Origin of the sequence: Pseudovibrio sp. JE062 (assembly GCF_000156235.1) — a bacterium.
GTDB lineage: Bacteria > Pseudomonadota > Alphaproteobacteria > Rhizobiales > Stappiaceae > Pseudovibrio.
In genome coordinates this window covers 25,771-46,462 of sequence record NZ_DS996810.1, presented here as the reverse complement: position 1 = coordinate 46,462, position 20,692 = coordinate 25,771, and the positions used below count along the sequence as shown (strand labels likewise).

Here is a 20,692-nt window from a genome sequence, read left to right as displayed (position 1 = left end):
ACAGCGTAAGAAATCAGAAAAGCCGGATGCATCTGCACTCCGGCTTTTTTTATGCACTCAGGGCAAGCGCGCCAAATCTCTGTTGCTATGGAGAGCCTTAAACGGAAAGGCTAAGGAAGGTGTGCTCGGACATCCAGCGATCGAACAAGAAGCTCACATGCCCTCGAGCAGCGTTGGCAGCCTCTTCCGGGGTGCCGTTGCAATGGGTCTCGATGATTGTGATGTGCTTCTCATGGATATCCGTGCCGCAAAGCGGGATGTCCCGATGAGAGAGCGTTACACGATGCATATGAAGCGCACACCGTTCCAGAATTGGCTCCAGACCGCGCAAGTTTGCCTGACTGAATAACGTGGCATGGAACAGCCGGTCATAAGCGCTGCAGAGAAACACCTCGTTGGCATCTGCTGCCTGACACATGGCATCCAGAATTTCAAAGAGCCGATCCCGCGTCTCGCCAGAAATATTGGAGGCAATCATCCGGCCCGCCTGCTCTTCCAGCTGCATGCGGATCTTGACGATCTCGACTGCTTCCGCGCGGCTGATACCAGCAACCCGCGTGCCTTTATAATCGTGGCGCACCACAAGGCCGGATTGCTGTAGCTTCAACATAGCCTCACGTACAGTTCCCTGCGCGCAGTCGCAGGCATCTGCTACCTGCTGCTCGGCGATTGCTTCACCGGGCTTCAGGGCACCAACGATGATCTGTTCTTCCAGGTAATGATAGACAGCGTCACTTTTACGATTGCTGGAAGATGACCAAGGAGAAATTCCAAAACGAGAAATGAGGGAACGGTCCGAGATCGTGTGCAGCATGACAGAAGCGCTTTTTTTTGGATGAGGACGACTCCGAGAGCTCAATTCGGGCAAATAGCTTCGGATTTCTCATCACAGGAACACCATAAGCACGTATAGCGTGTAAACTATGTTATGTGCAATTGTTAAATATAGTTCCTTAGGGGTAGGGCGTATTGTTGCGCGCTTTGTTGTAGCCCGAATTTAATCGAATAAAAAATTGTAGCTACAGAGCTATATGTTCCAATTTATTGGCAGTTTTGAAGAGTTTCAACCAACGGAACACCAAAAGAAGCTACCGGAAATAAATTAATTTAGCCAGCTAATTTGTCCACAAAGGAAGGAGCACATAGAGGCGATTATGTGCTCCTAACCAGAACTGTTTGATCAGGATTCCGGTTTGATCATCACAGTTCCAGATGCGTAAGCATAGATTTTGCCGTTTTCATCGAGGATTTCGCCAGCAGAGATGCCGGTCTGCCGCGTCATGCTGACAACACGGCCTTCCGCGTATAGAACCTGCCCTACCTTAATGGGACGTATGAACTTAACGTTGAGTTCTGACGTACCGCGAAAACTGAAAGCGTCTTTGAGTTTGGTCTGCACAGCCAGTGAAAGCACAGAATCCAGCGCTGTCGCGGCATAACCACCATGCACAGTGCCGCCGGGGTTCAGGTGATCATTGGTCGGCATGCATTTGAAGCGAACAAGGCCGTCCTCAATGCAATCAATGTCTACATTCATGGTTTCTGCCATGGGCGGACGATTGCCCGCTTTCTGCATGGCTTTCAGGAACTCCAGTCCTGACATCACTTTTACGTCCATCTTTCCAATCCGTCCTATTGAAAATTTCTGAAATCAAAGCCGCGCCAGCAGCGCCTTGAGGTCGTCCCTCTCACGATCACTCAGTTCCGCAAGGAACCTGGCGTTTGCGTCTTCGGTTAAACTATCGAGAACTTCTGTGATCTCCTGCCCGCGCTCAGTGAGGAAAATGTGCTGAGTGCGTCGGTCGTCCGGGCTGGCTTTCCGCTCCAGATATCCGGCAGGGCAAAGTCGATCTAAAACACCGGTCAGCGTGGCATTATCCAGCTCAGCCGCTTTGCCAAGTTGAGACGTGGTGCAACCGTCCTGAACTGCCAATGCTTGCAAAACTATGGATTGAACCGGCGTAAGGCCGAGCTCTTCCAGCTGTTTCTTATAAAAACGCGCGCCGCTTCTGGCGCTTCGGGAAAGCAGATAAAAGATGCAGTTATCAAGGCGCATCGTCAGCACTCCATATACTTTGCATACAAATAGTTTGCACACAAAATATACAAGCGCAATTGATCCTTAGGAGGGGGTGAAAGGAAGCTACAGCAGGTTGTAGCTCCCAATCAGGAAGGCTTTAAGCGACTTCGCGGGTCTCGGTCAGGATGACTTCAAAGCCTTCAAAGTGTGGGCCGCCCAGATAGAAATTCATGCGGGTGCCAGCGCCTTTATGAGCAGACGCGAAGGCCTCGGACTTTGTCCAGGCCTGGAAATTCTCGTAGGAATCCCAAAGGGTGTGGGAGGCGTAAAGCGTATGGTCTTCCAGGGTTTCACCCTTGAGCATCCGAAACTCAATGTAACCAGGAACAGAGCTCAGATGACGCTCACGGTTTTTCCAAACGGTTTCAAACTCTTCTTCTTTGCCCCGCACCACGCGGAAACGGTTCATTGCGATGTACACGCCGGAACTCCTTAGCCAATTAGTACATGAGCCTTTCCTGTTAAAGGCCCAGCAAAGTTTCAGGTCTTCAGAGCCACACTCTAAACACATACCACTACAGGATTAAGAAGGGCATGCGGAGGCTGGCTAGCGAATTAAACCGCTTGGCTGGCAAAATGGTCTTAACGACACGCCCATGGAGGCGGTCAATCCGGGTATGTATGAAAATATGAATTTAATAGTCAAGTATTATTTCGTATATTCACCTGACTTCCTGATCACTTTCATTTTTGACATTGACCGCTATTATAAATATGAGTATTCCACTCATGTTATTCTAAAAGATAGCGCTTTACTAGACGGGCGAATTTGGGAAGCCAAAAGCCACTCATGCCCGCAGGAATGAAATACCTCCTCGCAAATGGGTGCAGCTATGTGTCTTCTAACCAGAGCTCTCAAATCGTTTTCTCTTATGCTTCCTTATGCAGCCGCAGCGCTTCTCAGCCTGTTTTTCGGCATGTTCATTGGTCAGGTCCAGGCTGAAGATCTCCAAAAAAATCAGCGCATCATCTCGATTGGCTCGTCTGTGACAGAAATCGTCTACGCTCTGGAAGCGCAGGACAGGATCGTCGCGGTCGACACAACAAGTCTTTACCCAACTGAAGCGCAAAAACTTCCCAACGTTGGCTACATGCGTGCCCTGAGTGCAGAAGGCGTGCTGGCCTCCAATCCGACCCATATTCTGATGATGGAAGGCTCAGGACCGCAAACCGCGGTGGATGTCCTGAAAGCGGCCTCCATCAATCTGACAGAAGTGAAAGAGGTCTATTCTCCGGAAGGCATCCTCGAAAAGATTGATGTGGTCGGCAACGCATTACAGCTTCCAGAGGAAACCAAAGCACTCAAAGCCAAAGTCAAAGCGGATCTGGATGGCGCTCTGGCATATGCGCAGGAGCAGGCCAAGCCGCTCAAAGTCGTCTTTGTTATCTCTGAAGGGGGCGGCAAGCCACTCGTTGCCGGGCGTGAAACCGGAGCTCACGCTGTTATTGGCCTCGCTGGCGCAACCAACGTGTTTGCCGACCTGCGTGGCTACAAACCAGTGTCTAAGGAAGCGCTCATCGCAGCGGCTCCGGATGTTATCATGATGATGTCCCGTCCAGGCTCCAGCGGTCAGTCCGAAATCTTGAAAGAGCCAGGTTTCAATCTCACACCAGCAGGTCTGAACGGCAATCTCATTGTAATGGATGGCGTCTACCTGCTCGGCTTTGGCCCACGCACTGCAGAGGCGATCCGTGATCTGAGCGACCGCTTCGTGAAAATTGCGGCAAAGACCACCCCTAAATCCTAAGGCGAGGCGGCTATGAGTGAGATGACACTGTCTGAGGCGTTCAAGTCACCAGTAACCCATGCAAGAACAGGCAGGGAAATCTGCCAGCACTATGCCCTCCGCGCTTTGGCGGCTCTGCTGCTGGTGGTTTGCTTTGTCTCGCTGGCTGTTGGGCCAACAGAAGTGTCAGTCTCACATATCTTTGGCGCGATTGATTATTGGCTTCTGGGTGATGAAACCGCGCTCACCCTAAGAGATAAAGTGGTGCTCATGGACATCCGCATGCCAAGAACGCTGCTTGGCTGTCTTGTTGGTGCGTCACTCGCGGCCTCCGGGGCTATGATGCAGGGCCTGTTCCGCAATCCCCTCGCCGATCCCGGCTTGGTTGGCGTATCATCCGGCGCAGGCCTCGCTGCAGTTTGTGTGATCACCCTCTCTTCCGGTCTGCCTGCTTGGTTTTTAGATGACTATTCCGTCTACCTCCTGCCATGGGGCGCCTTCATCGGCGGTGCGGCGACAACCGCCCTGCTCTACAAGGTCGCCACTCGGCGCGGCCAAACCTCCATCGCGACCATGCTGCTCGCAGGCATTGCTCTTGGCGCATTGGCTGGCGCAGTCACCGGTTTCCTTGTTTTTGGCAGTACAGACGAAGAGCTGCGTGACCTGACCTTCTGGGGTATGGGCGGACTGGGCAGTTCCACGTGGCCGCGAGTGTGGTCCACGCTGCCATTCGCGCTTGCTGTTCTGATTTCCCTCCCGTTCATTGCAAAGGGCTTGAATGCGTTTCTGCTGGGTGAGGCAGAAGCTTTCCATCTGGGCTTCAATACGCAGCACCTCAAGCGCTTGATCATCATTCTGGTTGCCGGAGCAACCGGAGCTTCAGTTGCGGCGGCTGGTGCAATTGGCTTTGTTGGGATCGTTGTGCCCCACGTCTTGAGATTGGTAATTGGACCAGACCACCGCTTCCTTCTTCCATCCTGCGCTTTGCTTGGAGCATCCCTGCTCGTTGCTGCAGATGTTGTCGCAAGAACCGTTGTTGCACCCGCAGAGCTGCCAATCGGCATTATCACTGCAGTGATCGGTGCACCGGTGTTCCTCTCCATCCTGCTTGGTCGCAAGAACCAGGTCCAACTCTGAGGAATGTAGATGCTTGAAGCGATCAACATCACCGTCCATGCAGGCCCAAAGAAGCTTCTGCGAGATGTCTACTTCCGCAGCTGTCCGGGGGAGCTGACCGTCATTATCGGCCCCAATGGGGCAGGCAAATCGACGCTCTTGAAGTGCCTGACGGGCGATCTGACGCCAACCGCTGGCACGGTGATGCTGGACGGCACCTCGATCCTGTCTGTTCCGGCAGTCGAATTGGCAAGCCGCAGGGCCGTCCTGCCGCAAAGCTCGCAACTCTCATTTCCGTTCTCAGTTGAAGAAGTGGTGATGCTGGGGCTCGTCTCCGGCACACATGGCCTCAGGGCCAAGCAATTGCGCCCGCGCGTGCTAGAAGCGCTCGACCGTGTCGGCCTCAGCTCTTACCTGCACAGGTACTATCAGGAGCTTTCAGGCGGCGAAAAGCAACGTGTTCATCTGGCACGCGTGCTTTGTCAGGTATGGGAGCCTCGACAGGAAGGCCGGGCCAATTACCTGTTTCTCGATGAGCCGACCGCTAGCCTCGATCTGAAGCACCAGATTGATGTGCTGGAAACGGGTCGTAAGTATGCCAATGAAGGCGGCGGTGTTATCGCCGTTCTGCATGATATCGATCTGGCCTGTGTTTACGCAGACAAGATCTTCGTGCTCAACCACGGCAATCTGGTCGCTCATGGCACACCGCAGGATGTGGTGACAACCGACCTGCTCCGCTCAGTCTACCAGCTTGATGATCGCATGCTGGAAACCAAGTGGGGCCATCTGGCGAAAGGCCAGAAACTCGGCAAGTCATGGTCAGAGCTGCGCCCGTCCTAAGCAAAGGCAGCTCGGCCTTCGCGTCTACAGCAGTGATGCAGGCCGTGTTCAGCCCAACCGGCAGCGAACTCACGCACTTCTCTTAGAGATCATCCCGTCGCTTCAGGCGTTCGCCCTCTATCTTCTCTTCTTCCTCCTTAATGAGATTGAGAGGATGGAGTGCAAACTCGCCTTTGATTGGCGCTTTGCGCTTCAGCACCCTGGAACGTTCAGCCCACCTGTTCCTTACAGCCAGAAACAGTAGTGCAGCAGATAAAAAGCACAGAGCCAAAGCCATGCTTAGAGCGATCGTGGCCATAGCTTCCTCCCAGAATAAGCTAGTCGCCACTCTTATTTTGGGAGCAAATCAACATTGCTAAAATCATCAATGTATGCGGGTAGAATTTTAGGGATTGCTCAGACAGTTTGAGTCGGTCCCCAGTTCGCATGTGGAGTACATGTGATATCCGCATAATACACAAGAATGTGTAGGTACATATCCTAAAGTAATACAAGCCAAATAAGGCAAATAAGGCAGCCCAAACGCCAATAAAATACCAAAGCTCTTTCTAAATCTCCAGAATCGTTAAACCACGGAAATACTGGACGAAAACAGAATCGTGAGAATCTGAAAGCGGTATTCTGTGATGTAAAACATTGAATCGAGGCGATTTTTTTAAATTCGTCCGTAATAAATACTCCATTTTTCTTTCGAAATTTGGCCCCAATTTCCAGAAAAATCACCCTCGTCGAACGCGGAAGCGATCACTGGTACTGCAAACAATGCGGCTGTTGGAAACGCAAAGAACAAAATTGCAGTCAGATCGCATCAACGTTCGTTTTTAACGAGAGAGGCTCAATGAGCCATCTGGACTTTAGCAATTCGGCTAGCTCCTTTCATTTCGGAGTCGTCTGGAATCTCTCAATAAAAACTGAGGGAATACAATGGACTATCGTGGCACATATGACGAATTCCGTGACGCATTGCGGGCTTTCGAATCCGGTTGGGATCGCGAAAGATACAACGACGGCAGAATTCAGGATTGGCAGCTCACTGAATGGGCAGGCGGTCCGGTGCAAGACTTCTTTCCAGAGTATGACAGTTGGGGGGATCTGAACGACGACCAGTGGAGCGCAATGTCTTATCGCTCCATGAACTCTCTTGGGTTCGTCGGATACCAGTTTGGTGAAGCCCTGCTTATTGATCTGGGCTATTATGATGATGACGTCTTCTACGGCAACGGCGCAGCCACCAACACATGGGATGGCCAGTGGACCGGCAAGAACGGCGTAACCTCACTTGAAGATTTCATGACTGCTGAAAAGCAGGAAGTCGCCATTCAGGAAGCGTTTGGCTACAATCTTCAGATTATCGAAAACGGACTGTCCAACAGTGGTCAGACACTGGATGACTTTATTGGACAGGAATTCACATACGAGCAGAACGGCCAAGAGGTTAGCGTAACCCTCACACTAACCGGTATTCTGGCAGCCGCTCACCTGCGTGGTGCGTACGGCACCCTTGCTCTCCTGCAGGGTGGCAACGTTTCTCAGGATGAGTACGGCACATCCATTCTTCAGTATGTTGAACAGTTTGGTGGCTTTGAGAGCCCATCTGTTGACGAAGCGATCGACTACTTCCAGGACCGCCTGACTGGTGATGAAGGCCTGAATGGCTCTCTGCCAGGCGTTGGCGTGCCAAAGGAAGATGCAGACGTGGTCGTCACATGGTCCTACGGTGAACAGGAAGTCGTAAACGACTTTGACACCGAAGACGGCGTGATCTTCGTGGACTGGATCAGTTCCGATCAGCTTGATGTGACTGAGACAGCCGATGGCGTTCTCTTCTCTATCCCTTCCAATGGTGGTCAGACCTTGCTCTTGGCCGGAGTTTCCCTCGCCGACCTGACAATGGCTAACTTCTCCATTCAGGATGCATCTGCAGCAGAGCTCATCAGAGATCTTGTTGGCGGTAACTCCCAGCCAGTGGATCCAACCGATCCAGTTGATCCGGTGGACCCTGTTGACCCAGTCGATCCGGTTGATCCTGTCGACCCAGTTGATCCTGTTGATCCGGGTGACGGAGATGACGGTCATGGTAGTCATCCAGGTGATGGCGATGATGGACACGGCGGCCATACCGGCGACATGTACATGCTCGGTCTGGACAGTGAATCTCAGGTTGTTCCGGACTTCGATCCTTCAACCGACATGATCCACATCCTGCAGGGTGTAACTGGTGAGCAGTTTGAGATCTTCGAGGAAAGCGGTGATGCACTTGGACAGACAGTCCGCATCGTAATTACCGATGAACTCGGCAACATTCTCTCCACCACCATCTTCCAGGGTGTGACCCTCTCCGATCTGTCACTGGCGAACTTCTCCGTCGCAGACCAGTCTGCGTTCAACGAAGTTGTCTCTGCAATCGGTGAGACAGTAGAACAGCCAGATCCGGGTCAGGGCGGCGGATACGAACTTGTCTATGACAATGACGGCTCCAACCCTCCTACCGTAACTGGCACAACAGACGAAGGCGGCTCCAAGTTCCGCGCAGATACCAACGCAGACGATATTGTTGGCTTCAATCCGGCCACGGATGAGCTGGACTTCGGCGGCACTTCTGTGCACGGCCTTATCGTAACGAAGGCACCTTCCGGTGAAATCGTCATCGACAGCCCATGGAGCTCCGCGGCACAGATCGTTCAGGGAGTGACCTACCAGGATGTCGATATCTCAGACTTCGGGATCGTCGGGAACGAACACCTGCGTCAGGATCTGGGCGGTGTGGTCTCTTGGGAACAAGGCGTGGGTCCACGCGAAGACGACACAGTCTACATCCGGTCCCACGAATACGGCGTACACGAAGTTATCTCTGACTTTGACCCAGCCACTATGAAAATCAGCTTCCTGTACTACGGTACACGTGAGCGTCTGAGCGTTGAAGAAACCGACGACGGTCTGCTGATTTCTACACTGCCAAGTGGTCAGAGCTTCCTCTTCGAAGGTATCTCTCTTGATGATCTGGTCCCAGGTCAGCTTGAGTTCCACTTCGACCAGGTCATGGAAGATAACCTCGAAGTTCCATTCGGTTTCGACCAGAATGACGTGACCCTTGTAAGCCGTGAAGGTCTTCTGACCCCAGAAGCACCAGCAGGCGACACAACAGACGGTCACCAGACGAGACCAGGCGATTTCGGTCCAACTGACCCAGTCGATCCTGTTGATCCAACCGATCCGGATCCGGACCCAGTTGATCCTGTTGACCCAGTCGACCCGGTCGACCCAGTTGACCCGGGCACAGGTACTCCAGGTCAGGTTCCTGGTGATGGTGTGGTCGTGTTCACATGGGCTTGGGGTGAGAACAGCGTTATCACCGACTTCAACCCTGCAGAACATAAGATCAGCATTGGCTGGATCAGTTCAGATCAGATCAGCTTCACGGAAAGCGAAGACGGTCTGGTGATCTCCCTGCCATCCAATGGTGGTCAGACCCTCCTGCTGGAAGGTGTGTTCCTTGAAGATCTGAATGCCGATAACTTCGACATCAAAGATCCTTCTACCTTGCAGGAAATCCGCGATCTGCTTGCTGGTGGCAGCACTCAGCCTCCGGTTGATCCTACTCCGGATCCAGATCCAACCCCAGACCCAGATCCGACCCCGGATCCAGATCCAACTCCAGATCCGGACCCAGTGGATCCAGTCGATCCGGTTGACCCAGTTGATCCGGGTGATGGTTCTCCTCGCGAGTTCACACTGGATTGGCAGTGGGGCAAGCAGGAAGAGGTACAGGACTTCAACCCAGCCCAGGATACCGTGAACATCGGTTGGATTGGCGGCGGTCAGTTCGAAGTTGAACAGACTGACGATGGCGTCCTCTTCACCCTGCCAGGTAACGGCGGACGGTCCCTGCTTCTGGTTGGTATTGTCGTCGCAGACCTGACAGCAAACAGCATCCTCGCAAATGATGCAGCCGCTCAGGCCAAGATTGAGGACTTCCTCGCAAATGCCGAAAATCTGGCAGATGTAGGAACTCAGTCTGAAGCTGAAAATGTAGACACAACCTACATTCCAGAAGCACCTGAAGCTCCATCCGCTCCTGAAGAAGCAACCGCTTCCAGCAGCAGAGACGATGATGCAGTTGCAGCACCGGCTGAAGAAGCTGAACAGGAAGAAGGTCCTCGCGAAACACAGGATGCTCCGGAACCAGCTCTCGCAGCTGCAGCCAACAACGGCAATGGTGCAATCGGTGGCGATACCGTAGAAATCAATTGGGATTGGGCAGCAGAAGAAGTCATCACGAACTTCGATCCTGCAACCGACACCATCGATTTCGGCAACCTGAACGCATCTCAGGTTCAGATCACTGAAGAGAACAACAGTGTTGTGATCGAAGTTCTGGACAATGGTGGTCACACCTACACCCTGAACGGCATCAGTGCTGATGATCTGACAGAGGCAAACTTTGAGGCAGATGACTTCAATACCATCGTAACGGAAGACGGCGGTGTTGTGGATCAGATCCATTCGATCAACCAGGACGACAACCTGATCTGATCAACAAAGTAACCTAGCGAACTGCTCCCTCCCGGCGAAAACCGGGAGGGGGTTTCTTGCTTTAATCCCCGAAGACAATTGGGAGAAAGCTTATGCCCGGCAGCCAACGACAAAAAGAATCTGTAATCACCCATGCATTCAGATCTCTAAGGTCCGCACTGCTTGGAATCGGCGGCGTCAGCATGCTGTTGAATATTTTGATGCTGACTGGCCCCCTTTTTATGCTGCAGGTCTATGACCGCGTCCTCGCAAGTGGATCAGTGCCAACACTGCTTGTTCTGGCAACACTTGTAGGCGTCCTCTTTCTTTTCTATGGCATTTTGGAAACGCTCCGCAGTCGTGTTCTTTCACGCCTCGGACAGCGTGTTGACGCTCAGCTCTCTGGCGTCTCCTACGAAATCTCAACAAGCTTGCCACTTATCCTTGGCCCGAAAGGCTCCAAGATGCGCCCGGTTCAGGATCTGGATCAGGTGCGCAGCTTCCTCTCCGGCCCCGGTCCTTCTGCCATCTTCGATTTGCCCTGGATGCCGCTCTACTTCGCTATCGTGTATCTGTTCCACCCATATCTGGGCATGATGGCGATCGGTGGTGCACTGGTGATCTGCGCGCTGGTAGGACTGAACGAGTTCTCCTCTCGCCGGCCATCCAGTGAAGCCGCTGCTGAAACCAACCGCCGCTCCGCTATCGTGGAAGCCAGCCGTGCCAATGCCGAAGTCATTCAGGCCATGGGCATGATGGAAACCATGAAGAACAGATGGCATCAGGGAAATGATGCCTACCTGATCAAACAGCGTAAAGCAGGCGACAGAGCAGCGTTCTTCGCAACAGCAGTCAAAACCTTCCGCTTCGTGCTCCAGTCCGCCATGCTCGGCATGGGTGCTTGGCTTGTTATTCAGCAGGAAGTCACCTCCGGTGTGATGATTGCCTCTTCAATCATGTCCTCCCGTGCACTGGCTCCGGTTGAGCAGGCTGTTTCCCAATGGAAAGGCTTCCTCGCAGCCCGTCAGGGTCTGGCACGCCTGCGCCGTGTGATTGAAAACAAGACCGACGCCAACAACGTGATGGAACTGCCCCTCCCTCACCAGAAGATCGATCTGGATGGCGTGGCATGCGGTCCTGTTGGTATCCGCCAGCCAATAGTGCAAGGCATTTCCTTCAGCCTTGCAGCAGGTGAAGGTCTGGGCGTGATTGGCAAATCCGGTTCCGGCAAATCCACCCTGTCCCGCTCAATCGTGGGCATCACCAACGCCCTCACCGGCTCAATCCGCTTTGATGGTTCCGAGCTGGACCAATGGTCGTCCGACCGTATCGGCCAGTTCATTGGCTTCCTGCCTCAGGATATCCAGCTGTTTGACGGAACGGTCGCGGAAAACATCTCCCGCTTCAAGGAAGATGCGAACCCGGATGATGTCATCGAAGCTGCGAAAATTGCCAGTGTGCATGAGTTCATCACCGGCCTGCCTGATGGTTACAACACCGTCATCGGCACCGGTGGCTATGCCCTCTCCGGCGGACAACGCCAGCGGATCGCCCTTGCTCGTGCCATGTACGGCGAGCCATTCTTGATCGTGCTGGATGAGCCAAACTCCAACCTCGATTCCGAAGGTGAAGCGTGCCTGACCCATGCGATCAAGCTCATGCGCGGTCGCGGCAAGATCGTTATTGTGATTGCCCACCGTCCAAGTGCAATTGCAGCCGTCGATAAGGTGCTCGTGCTCAACGAAGGCCGTCAGGCTGCGTTTGGGCCGCGCGATGAAGTGATGAAGCAACTCGTCACCCCGGTACAGACTCCGCAGGTAAAACCAAAACAACCAGCTAAGGCTCCGCAGAAACAGGGAGCAGCGTGATGCATAACCATTCTGAAAGCGACAAACAGCTGAAAGGCAGCATCCGGTTCCACCTGATCTGCGCTGGTCTTCTGGTCGTCATCCTCGTTGGAGGCGTCGGCCTCTGGGGAGGTCTGATGGAAATCCGCGGCGCGATCATCGCTCCCGGCACCATCGTTGTTGAAACCAACACCAAGAACGTGCAGCACATGGAAGGCGGCATTGTTCGTTCCATCATGGTGACCGACGGTGATACCGTAGATGCTGGTGATACACTGCTTCGTCTTGATGATACGGTGACCAGAGCAAACCTTGCTGTTGTCACGAAGCAGCTGGACAACCTCTACTCTCAGGAAGCTCGCTTGATTGCAGAGCGGGACGGTGAAGAGGAAATCCTGTTCCCGTCACGGGCTGCTGACGATGCGCATTCACAGGTTCTGAATACCATTCAGGAAGGTCAGCGCCGCATGATGGTGGCAAAGACCAAGAACCTGCGCGGTCGTCAGGACCAGATGCGGGCGCAGATTGAGCAGTACAAAAAGCAGATTGATGGTCTGTCTCAGCAACGAGACGCCAAAGAAATCGAAATTGGCCTGATCGATGGTGAGCTGGAAGATTTGCACAAACTGCTTGCTAAGAAACTGGTCACCGAGTCCCGTGTGACAGCTCTGAAGCGTGAGAAAACCAAACTTCAGGGTGAATACGGCGACTTCATTGCTCAGATTGCTAAGACTGAAGAAGCCATCGCAGAACGCAATATCCAGATCATGCAGATCGAAGAAGACGTCATGACCAAGACGTTGGAGCAGCTCCAGCAGGTACGGGCGGAGATCGCTCAGCTTGAAGAGAAAAAGATCGCAGCTCAGGACCAGTTGATGCGCATGGAAATCAAGTCACCGCAATCCGGCACAGTGCACGACCTCACCATTCACACCATCGGCGGTGTGATCGCTCCCGGTGAAGTGGTGATGCAAATCGTGCCACGAGAAGATGTGCTTGTGATTGAAGCTCAGGTGCAGCCAATTGATGTGGACCAGCTTACTCCAAATCAGGAAGCGACTGTTCGCCTGCCAAGCTTTGACCAGCGCACAACGCCGGAGCTGACGGCAGCTGTGAAAACCATCTCACCTGACTTGCTGGAAGACCCGAAAACTGGTCTCAGCTTCTATATGGCCGAGCTGACCATCTCTGAGGATGAAATGGATAAATTAGGTGGCAAGAACCTGGTGCCAGGTATGCCGGTTGAGGCATTCATTCAGACAGAGAACCGCACGGTGATCTCTTACATCATGAAGCCAATGGTCGATCAGATCGCCCACGCAATGCGTGAGTAGGAGCAAAAAGCCCCTACTCTATTAGCTTAAACAGATGGTTGAGGCTGCTTACCAGCCAGCCTCAACATCACCCATCTCAACATAGATGCTCTTCACCTGAGAGTATTGATCCAGTGCCCACTGACCGTTCTCACGACCAATACCGGAATGCTTGAAGCCACCAAATGGCATCTCAACCGGGGTCAGGTTGTAGTTGTTGATCCAGCAAGTTCCTGCTTCCAACTGATCAATCACACGGTAAGCACGCTGAATGTCCTTGGTGAACACAGCAGCAGCCAGACCAAACTCGGTGTTGTTTGCACGGCGGATCACATCAGCTTCGTCGTCAAAGTCCAGCACACACATCACAGGGCCAAAGATCTCTTCACACGCGATGCGCATGTCGTCTTTGACTTCGGTGAAGATGGTTGGCTCCACAAACAGGCCGCGGCCAAGACCATCCACCTGCGGACGACCACCACCCGCGTATAGAACAGCACCTTCGCTCTGACCGATAGCGATGTAATCCATCACTTTCTCAAGCTGAGCTTTGGAAACAAGCGGACCAAGCTGCGTGTCTTCGTTGAGTGGATCACCAATCAGGATCTTCTCGGTACGCTCTTTCAGACGCTTCAGGAACTCTTCCTTGATGGAAGAATGAACGAACACGCGTGTGCCGTTGGAGCAGATCTGGCCGGTTGAGTAGAAGTTAGCATTCATCGCTGCAGCCACAGCATTGTCGATGTCGCTATCTTCAAAAATCACGATCGGAGATTTGCCGCCAAGCTCAAGGCTCATGTGCTTCAGCTGAGAAGCTGCTTTTTCAGCAACCTTCATGCCTGTTGGCACGGAACCAGTCAGGGAAACCTTTGCGATTTCAGGATGCGCTACGAGAGCAGCAGCTGCGTCTCGGTCCGCCTGCACCACGTTGAACACACCATCCGGTAGGCCAGCTTCACGGAAGATCTCAGCAAGCTTCAGCGCAGACAGGCAGGTCACTTCAGAAGGCTTGAAGATCATCGCGTTACCAGCAGCCAAAGCAGGTGCTGCTTTCCATGCCGCAATCTGGATTGGATAGTTCCACGCGCCAATGCCAAGGCAGATGCCCAGTGGCTCGCGCTTTGTCAGTGCATAAGACCCGCCAAGGTCGATATGCTCGCCGTTGGAAGTCGCAGCAACGCTCGCAAAGTATTCCAGAGCTTCAGCACCAGAAGCAGCGTCGGCCACCAGTGTTTCCTGCAGCGGCTTACCGGTATCAAGGGTTTCCAGCTCGGAAAGCTCACGATTGCGCTCACGCATCAGATCCGCAGCCTTGCGCAGAACACGGGAGCGCTCAGCTGGAGCCATGGAGCGCCAGATAGCAAAACCGGTGCGGGCAGAAGCAACCGCTTTGGTGATGATCGCCGGTGTTGCGGAATGAACGCGCGCAATCACCTCCTGCGTTGCCGGGTAAAGGCTCAGGATCTCTTCACCCATCGTATCTTCAACGTAAGTGCCGCCGATGAAGTGAGACCCACTAGGCTGCGCACGCAGGGATGCATTTGTCAGAGTATCTGTTTTCGTCATTTCTTAATCCAACACTTAACGTTGTTCGTTCTGCCAGTTCGGGTGTACCCACGCCTGCTTGTCACTGGCAGGAAGCATACCTTTTCCAAGAATATGGTCAGCTGCCTTCTCACCAACCATGATGGAAGGCGCGTTGAGGTTTCCGTTCGTAATCTGCGGGAAGATGGAGCTATCCGCAACGCGCAAACCGTCAACGCCAATCACACGACATTCGCTGTCAACCACAGCGGTTTCGTCATTCGCGTCACCCATTTTACAGGTGCCGCACGGATGGAACGCGCTTTCAACGTGTTCCTTGATGAACCCGTTCAGCTGTTCGTCTGTTTCAACGTCGCTGCCCGGCTGAATTTCCTTGCCGCGGAACGGATCAAACGCATGCTGCGCAAAGAGCTCACGGGTCAGGCGGATACAAGCGCGGAAGTCTTCCCAATCCTCTTCGTGGCTCATGTAGTTGAACAGCACGTTTGGCTTTTCCATCGGATCAGCAGACTGCAAAGTCACTGCACCGCGAGATTTGGAGCGCATTGGTCCCACATGAACTTGGTAGCCATGGCCTTCAGCCGCTGCTTGTCCGTCATAGCGAACCGCAAATGGGAGGAAGTGGAACTGAATGTCAGGATACTTTACGCCTGCTTTTGAGCGAATGAAGCCGCAGGTTTCAAAGTGGTTTGAAGTGCCCAGACCAGATTTGATCAGCTGCCACTGTGCGCCGATTACCCCTTTTGAGAGCAGGTTCCAGTGCTTGTAAAGCGTGATCGGCTGCGTACAGGCCTGCTGGATGTAAAGCTCCAGATGGTCCTGCAAGTTCGCGCCAACGCCTTTACGGTCAGCAACCACATCAATACCCAGCGCAGAAAGAGCTGCCGCATCACCAATGCCGGAATGCATCAGCAACTTTGGTGAGTTGATGGAAGAGGCAGAAACAATCACTTCGCGGGTGCATTTCAGCTGATGCAGCTGTCCGCCACGCATGTATTCAACACCAACAGCACGCTTGCCTTCCATGAGAACACGGTTCACATGTGCGCCAGAGATGATCTCAAGGTTTTCACGCCCTTTGATCGGCCAGAGATAGGCGTTGGAAGCGGACCAGCGACGGCCATCATGCACCGTCATTTCCATCTCGCCAAAGCCTTCCTGGCGATAACCGTTGTAATCCTCGGTCCGCGCATAACCAGCTTCTTCGCCAGCCTTCACAAAGGCTTCGTAAAGCGGGCTCCACAGCGATCCGCGAGAAACATGCAACGGACCAGACCGGCCGCGCCAGCCTTCATCACCAGAGGTCGCATTTTCAAGACGCTCGAAGTAAGGCAGGACATCTTGATAGCCCCAGCCTTTCGCACCCATCTCTTCCCAGGTGTCAAAGTCGCAGGCATTGCCGCGCACATACACCATGCCGTTGATGGAGGAAGAGCCGCCAATCACCTTACCGCGTGGCAGCGCAAGCCGGCGTCCGTCCAGATGCGGCTCAGGCGCACTCTCATAGCCCCAGTCGTAACGGGACATGTTCATCGGATAGGACAAAGCAGCAGGCATCTGGATGAACGGACCGATATCCGTGCCGCCAAACTCCAGCAAAACCACCTTGTTTTGGGGATTATCAGAAAGACGGTTTGCCAGGGCGCAACCAGCAGAGCCAGCGCCTACAATAATGAAATCTGCAGTCATTGTATTCTCTTGGGCTATAAGCCGTATTCCAGTTTTTATTGTGGGGTATCTGTCGTTTCAAAGCTGTCGAAACATTTCTTCACGTAGTCCTGCACCAGCATGGTTGCTGGTGATCCGTCAGGCCGGTTGGTCGTCAGCACGCATTGCAGCCACAGCCCATCAATCATCGCAGCAGTGCCCTCAGCTGCGGTAATTGCCGTCTGACGATCCGTAACGCGATGGTACTCGGCGGTGAGGTTCGAAATCAGCCGTCGATGATAAACTTGCAGCAAGCGACGCGTTGCAGGCTCGGTGCGTGCCACCACGTAAAACGCAAACCAGGCCGAGATAACCGAAGGCTGAAACTGCTCATCGCTGAAGTTGGTATGGATGATCGCATCGATCCGCTCCATGGGCGTTTTGGCCTTCAGCAGGCGGCTTCGTGATTGCTTGCTCAGATCCTTCAGCAGGAAGCTCATGGTCGCGTTGAACACAGCTGCTTTCGAGCCGAAATAGTGATGCGGCAGTCCCGTAGAGACGCCAGCATTCTTGGCGATATCCGCCATTGTGGTCGCAGCATACCCCTTCTCATGGATCGCTTTGATCGTCCCCATGATGATTGAGGTTTTGCGTTCCTCTTCCATTCCGACTTTAGGCATGCGCGCCGCACTCACTCCAAGATTATTTTTATTGAACGTTCAATCAATAAAAATAGTTCTTAGAACATTTTGGAGCTTTTGAAAAGTATTGCACTCCGATTTATCGTAATTAATATCTGGTGGAGAGGTTGCCTTTAGTCCATCGGGTCTTTATTAGCTTAGGTGAACGAAGGAATTTGAAAATTTAATTATCGGCTGAAGAGTGTTTGGGACATGTTTTCTACACAATTCTACGGCTCTATTAAATAAATACCGAAATTGGGGAGATTTACATGAGTGTTGCTAGTAGCCTGGTAAAGAAACTTTCTACTTCTGCTTCAGTACTATTACTGATCACTGGGTCAGCTCTCGCCGCAGAAGCGGAAGCCTGTAAAACCGTACGCTTCTCCGACGTGGGCTGGACAGACATCACCGCAACCACCGCAACAGCAACCTCTGTTCTGGATGCGATTGGTTATGAAACAGACGTAAAAGTACTTTCCGTGCCAGTAACTTACGCGTCTCTCGCAAACAATGATATCGATGTATTCCTTGGCAACTGGATGCCAACAATGGAAGCTGATATCGCGAAATATCGTGAAGCAGGCACCGTTGATACTGTTCAAACCAACCTGACTGGCGCCAAGTATACTTTGGCTGTTCCTAAGTATACCTACGACAAGGGTCTGAAGGACTTTGCTGACATCGCAAAATTCTCTGGTGACCTTGATGGCGAGATTTACGGCATCGAAGCAGGCAACGATGGTAACCGTCTTATCCTTGATATGATCGAGAAAAACGCATTCGGCCTGAAGGGATTCGAACTCGTCGAATCATCTGAAGCTGGCATGCTGTCTCAGGTCGCTCGTAAGACCCGTAAGGATCAGGACATCGTCTTCCTCGGCTGGGCTCCGCACCCAATGAACTCCAACTTTGAGCTGAAGTACCTCACCGGTGGTGATGAGTTCTTTGGTCCAAACTTCGGTGGTGCTGACGTTCTCACCAACACCCGCGCTGGCTACTCTGCAGAGTGCGCGAACATGGGCAAGTTCCTTCAGAACCTCACCTTCTCCCTGGAGATGGAAAATGAGATCATGAATGCGATCCTGAACGACGGTGAAGAACCAACTGATGCTGCAAAGGCATGGATCAAGAAGAACCCAGAGTCTCTTGATAAATGGCTGGCTGGCGTAACCACCTTCGACGGTAAAGACGGCTTGGCTGCTGCAAAGGCTGCGTTCGGCCTCTAAGCGTCATTACCGAGCATAATTTGAGAGGCGGATGCGATAAACTCGCACTCCGCCTCTTAGCGCGTTTTCCGAAGCCTTCCGACAATCGGAAAAATCAACGCGCAACTGGGGCAAGCTGCGTGTCGGTATCAAGCTTTTTGCATCTCGCCCGATTGATTTGAATTACGTTAACGCGTTGATATACAATAACAAAATCTGAGGTTTCCCGTGGAGTGGCTAACAGAGCATAAACTACCCATTGGCAAATGGGCCAAGTGGTACGTTGACTGGCTCACTGACAACGCAAGTGGCTTTTTCGATGCAATTTCCGTTGCAATTGAATGGCTGATCGACAGTGTACTATGGCTTTTGCAAGCCCCTCACCCGCTCGGCATTGTCGTTATTGCCACCGGTCTGGCCTTTGTGGTCAGAAGGTCCGTCATGTTCTCCGTGTTTGTTGCTCTGAGCCTGCTGCTCATCATCAATCAGGGTTACTGGGATGAAACCACAGAAACGCTGGCGCTGATCCTCAGCTCCACATTCATTTGTATGTTGATCGGCATTCCTGTCGGCGTTTACTCCGCACACCATCCAAAGTTCTTCTCCTGGGTGCGTCCTGTGCTGGACTTGATGCAGACAATCCCGACATTTGTGTACCTGATTCCTGCCCTCATCCTGTTTGGTCTGGGTGTGGTTCCGGGTCTGATCTCTACCGTCGTTTTCGCTCTGCCAGCTTCAATCCGCCTGACCCAGATCGGCGTTGCTTCCACTCCAAAGCACCTGCTGGAAGCCGGTGAAGCCTTTGGGGCCACCTACTGGCAAAAGCTCTTCAAGATCGAGCTGCCATACGCTCTGCCAAACATCATGGCAGGCCTGACGCAAACCATCATGTTGTCCCTGTCCATGGTCGTGATCGCTGCCCTCGTTGGCGCGGATGGCCTTGGCGTTCCAACACTGCGCGCGCTGAACACAGTGAATATCGCAAAAGGGTTTGAAGTCGGTATTGCAATCGTTCTGGTCGCTATCGTGCTGGACCGCTTCTTCAAAAGCTCAGAAGATAAGGGCGGCAAGTAATGACCAATCCTGTTGTTTCCTTCAAAAACCTGTCCATCGTCTTCGGTGATAAGCCAGACGCTGCCCTGCCCCTGATTGACGCTGGCAAAACCCGCGCAGAAATTCAGGAAGAAACTGGCCAACTGGTGGGTGTAGCCAACGCGACCTTTGATATCCAGCAGGGCGAACTGCTCGTTCTGATGGGCCTGTCTGGTTCCGGTAAATCCACCCTGCTCCGCGCTATCAATGGCCTCAATAAGGTTTGCCGCGGTGAAATTCTGGTGGCGGATGATGGCGAACAAGTCAACCCAACCACCTGCTCTGCTGCACGTCTGCGCAAACTGCGCCGCGAGCGCGTTGCTATGGTGTTCCAACAGTTCGGCTTGTTGCCATGGCGCACCGTGCGCGACAACGTTGGCTTCGGTCTGGAACTCTCCGGTATCCCAAAATCTCAGCGCCTCGAACGCGTTGAAGAGCAGCTGGAGCTCGTCGGCCTCGGCGGTTGGGGCGACAAATACGTGCATGAGCTTTCCGGCGGCATGCAGCAGCGTGTTGGTCTGGCCCGAGCCTTTGCCACCGATGCACCAATCCTGTTGATGGACGAACCATTCTCCGCTCTGGATCCCCTCATCCGCAGCCACTTGCAGGATGAGCTGCTGGACCTCCAGGAAAAGCTGCACAGAACCATCGTGTTCGTGAGCCACGACCTCGACGAAGCCGCCAAAATCGGCAACCGTATCGCCATTATGGAAGGTGGTCATGTGGTGCAGATCGGCACGCCGCAGGAGATCGTGAAGAACCCGGTTGATGAGTACGTTGAGTCATTTGTAGCGCACATGAACCCACTCAACGTTCTGCACGCAGAAGACATCATGACCAACCTGTCTGATGCAAGCGCAGACATAATCGTAAGCGTTGACGATATGCCGAGGTGCACTGCCAAACAGATGATCCGTGATGTGATTGAAATGAAGCGCAAACACGCTGGCCCAATCGCAGTTTTCCGCGGCGACCGCCCCGTCGGCATCATCCGCGAACAGGAAATCATGGACTGCTTCGTCTAAACAAACCCAAATCATCGATTCCAAACAGGCGCACCCCCAAAGGTGCGCCTGTTTTTG

Annotated in this window: 17 protein-coding genes; 9 read left to right on the top strand and 8 right to left on the bottom strand. The window is 53.1% G+C overall.

Features of this window, described 5'->3' with window-relative positions; translation table 11 throughout:
* Nucleotides 1-97 precede the first annotated feature (97 nt).
* The 4 genes from PJE062_RS14960 to PJE062_RS14945 form a co-directional block, all read right to left on the bottom strand.
* Nucleotides 98-814: a GntR family transcriptional regulator gene (locus tag PJE062_RS14960; RefSeq protein WP_008550236.1), complete on the bottom strand. Its 717-nt coding sequence runs from the start codon at nucleotides 812-814 to the stop codon at nucleotides 98-100.
* A gap of 366 nt (nucleotides 815-1,180) precedes the next feature.
* Complete coding sequence (locus PJE062_RS14955; RefSeq protein WP_008550418.1) at nucleotides 1,181-1,618, bottom strand: PaaI family thioesterase; 438 nt, start codon at nucleotides 1,616-1,618, stop codon at nucleotides 1,181-1,183.
* A gap of 33 nt (nucleotides 1,619-1,651) precedes the next feature.
* Complete coding sequence (locus PJE062_RS14950; protein WP_008550727.1) at nucleotides 1,652-2,056, bottom strand: MarR family winged helix-turn-helix transcriptional regulator; 405 nt, start codon at nucleotides 2,054-2,056, stop codon at nucleotides 1,652-1,654.
* Nucleotides 2,057-2,177: 121 nt separating this feature from the next.
* A complete protein-coding gene (locus tag PJE062_RS14945) occupies nucleotides 2,178-2,501 on the bottom strand; it encodes an antibiotic biosynthesis monooxygenase (protein WP_008550524.1) in 324 nt (107 codons plus the stop codon).
* A gap of 451 nt (nucleotides 2,502-2,952) precedes the next feature.
* Here PJE062_RS14945 and PJE062_RS14935 point away from each other — a divergent pair, with 451 nt between their 5' ends.
* From PJE062_RS14935 to PJE062_RS14925, 3 genes are read left to right on the top strand one after another with little or no spacing between them, the layout of a single operon-like run.
* Nucleotides 2,953-3,828, top strand: a complete 876-nt coding sequence (locus tag PJE062_RS14935; protein WP_008550148.1) for a hemin ABC transporter substrate-binding protein — start codon at nucleotides 2,953-2,955, stop codon at nucleotides 3,826-3,828.
* A gap of 12 nt (nucleotides 3,829-3,840) precedes the next feature.
* Nucleotides 3,841-4,944 (top strand): iron ABC transporter permease, encoded by a 1,104-nt coding sequence (locus PJE062_RS14930; RefSeq protein ID WP_008550329.1) that lies wholly within the window; start codon nucleotides 3,841-3,843, stop codon nucleotides 4,942-4,944.
* A 9-nt stretch (nucleotides 4,945-4,953) separates the two neighbouring features.
* A complete protein-coding gene (locus tag PJE062_RS14925; RefSeq protein ID WP_008550116.1) occupies nucleotides 4,954-5,766 on the top strand; it encodes a heme ABC transporter ATP-binding protein in 813 nt (270 codons plus the stop codon).
* Nucleotides 5,767-5,848: 82 nt separating this feature from the next.
* On the opposite strand, the gene PJE062_RS14920 is transcribed toward PJE062_RS14925, so the two are convergent.
* Complete coding sequence (locus PJE062_RS14920) at nucleotides 5,849-6,064, bottom strand: hypothetical protein (protein WP_008550131.1); 216 nt, start codon at nucleotides 6,062-6,064, stop codon at nucleotides 5,849-5,851.
* A gap of 626 nt (nucleotides 6,065-6,690) precedes the next feature.
* Here PJE062_RS14920 and PJE062_RS14915 point away from each other — a divergent pair.
* The 3 genes from PJE062_RS14915 (at nucleotide 6,691) to PJE062_RS14905 (ending at nucleotide 13,459) form a co-directional block, all read left to right on the top strand.
* On the top strand, nucleotides 6,691-10,299 hold the full coding sequence (locus PJE062_RS14915; protein WP_008550231.1) for a hypothetical protein: 3,609 nt from the start codon (nucleotides 6,691-6,693) through the stop codon (nucleotides 10,297-10,299).
* A 92-nt stretch (nucleotides 10,300-10,391) separates the two neighbouring features.
* On the top strand, nucleotides 10,392-12,146 hold the full coding sequence (locus PJE062_RS14910; protein ID WP_008550481.1) for a type I secretion system permease/ATPase: 1,755 nt from the start codon (nucleotides 10,392-10,394) through the stop codon (nucleotides 12,144-12,146).
* Nucleotides 12,146-13,459, top strand: a complete 1,314-nt coding sequence (locus PJE062_RS14905) for an HlyD family type I secretion periplasmic adaptor subunit (protein ID WP_008550662.1) — start codon at nucleotides 12,146-12,148, stop codon at nucleotides 13,457-13,459. Before PJE062_RS14910 ends, PJE062_RS14905 begins: the two co-directional genes overlap by 1 nt.
* A gap of 48 nt (nucleotides 13,460-13,507) precedes the next feature.
* Here PJE062_RS14905 and betB read toward each other — a convergent pair whose 3' ends face one another.
* From betB to betI, 3 genes are read right to left on the bottom strand one after another with little or no spacing between them, the layout of a single operon-like run.
* Nucleotides 13,508-14,971 carry a betaine-aldehyde dehydrogenase gene (betB, locus tag PJE062_RS14900; RefSeq protein ID WP_208982363.1) on the bottom strand — a complete coding sequence of 488 codons (1,464 nt, stop codon included), beginning with the start codon at nucleotides 14,969-14,971 and terminating at the stop codon, nucleotides 13,508-13,510.
* Nucleotides 14,972-15,019: 48 nt separating this feature from the next.
* Nucleotides 15,020-16,672 (bottom strand): choline dehydrogenase, encoded by a 1,653-nt coding sequence (gene betA / locus PJE062_RS14895; RefSeq protein ID WP_008550369.1) that lies wholly within the window; start codon nucleotides 16,670-16,672, stop codon nucleotides 15,020-15,022.
* A 35-nt stretch (nucleotides 16,673-16,707) separates the two neighbouring features.
* Complete coding sequence (gene betI, locus PJE062_RS14890) at nucleotides 16,708-17,310, bottom strand: transcriptional regulator BetI (RefSeq protein ID WP_037037182.1); 603 nt, start codon at nucleotides 17,308-17,310, stop codon at nucleotides 16,708-16,710.
* Nucleotides 17,311-17,582: 272 nt separating this feature from the next.
* Here betI and PJE062_RS14885 point away from each other — a divergent pair, with 272 nt between their 5' ends.
* The 3 genes from PJE062_RS14885 (at nucleotide 17,583) to choV (ending at nucleotide 20,635) form a co-directional block, all read left to right on the top strand.
* Complete coding sequence (locus tag PJE062_RS14885; protein WP_008550469.1) at nucleotides 17,583-18,539, top strand: choline ABC transporter substrate-binding protein; 957 nt, start codon at nucleotides 17,583-17,585, stop codon at nucleotides 18,537-18,539.
* 207 nt (nucleotides 18,540-18,746) lie between these two features.
* Nucleotides 18,747-19,592 carry a choline ABC transporter permease subunit gene (choW, locus tag PJE062_RS14880; RefSeq protein WP_008550561.1) on the top strand — a complete coding sequence of 282 codons (846 nt, stop codon included), beginning with the start codon at nucleotides 18,747-18,749 and terminating at the stop codon, nucleotides 19,590-19,592.
* Nucleotides 19,592-20,635: a choline ABC transporter ATP-binding protein gene (choV, locus tag PJE062_RS14875; protein ID WP_008550615.1), complete on the top strand. Its 1,044-nt coding sequence runs from the start codon at nucleotides 19,592-19,594 to the stop codon at nucleotides 20,633-20,635. Before choW ends, choV begins: the two co-directional genes overlap by 1 nt.
* Nucleotides 20,636-20,692: the final 57 nt, after the last annotated feature.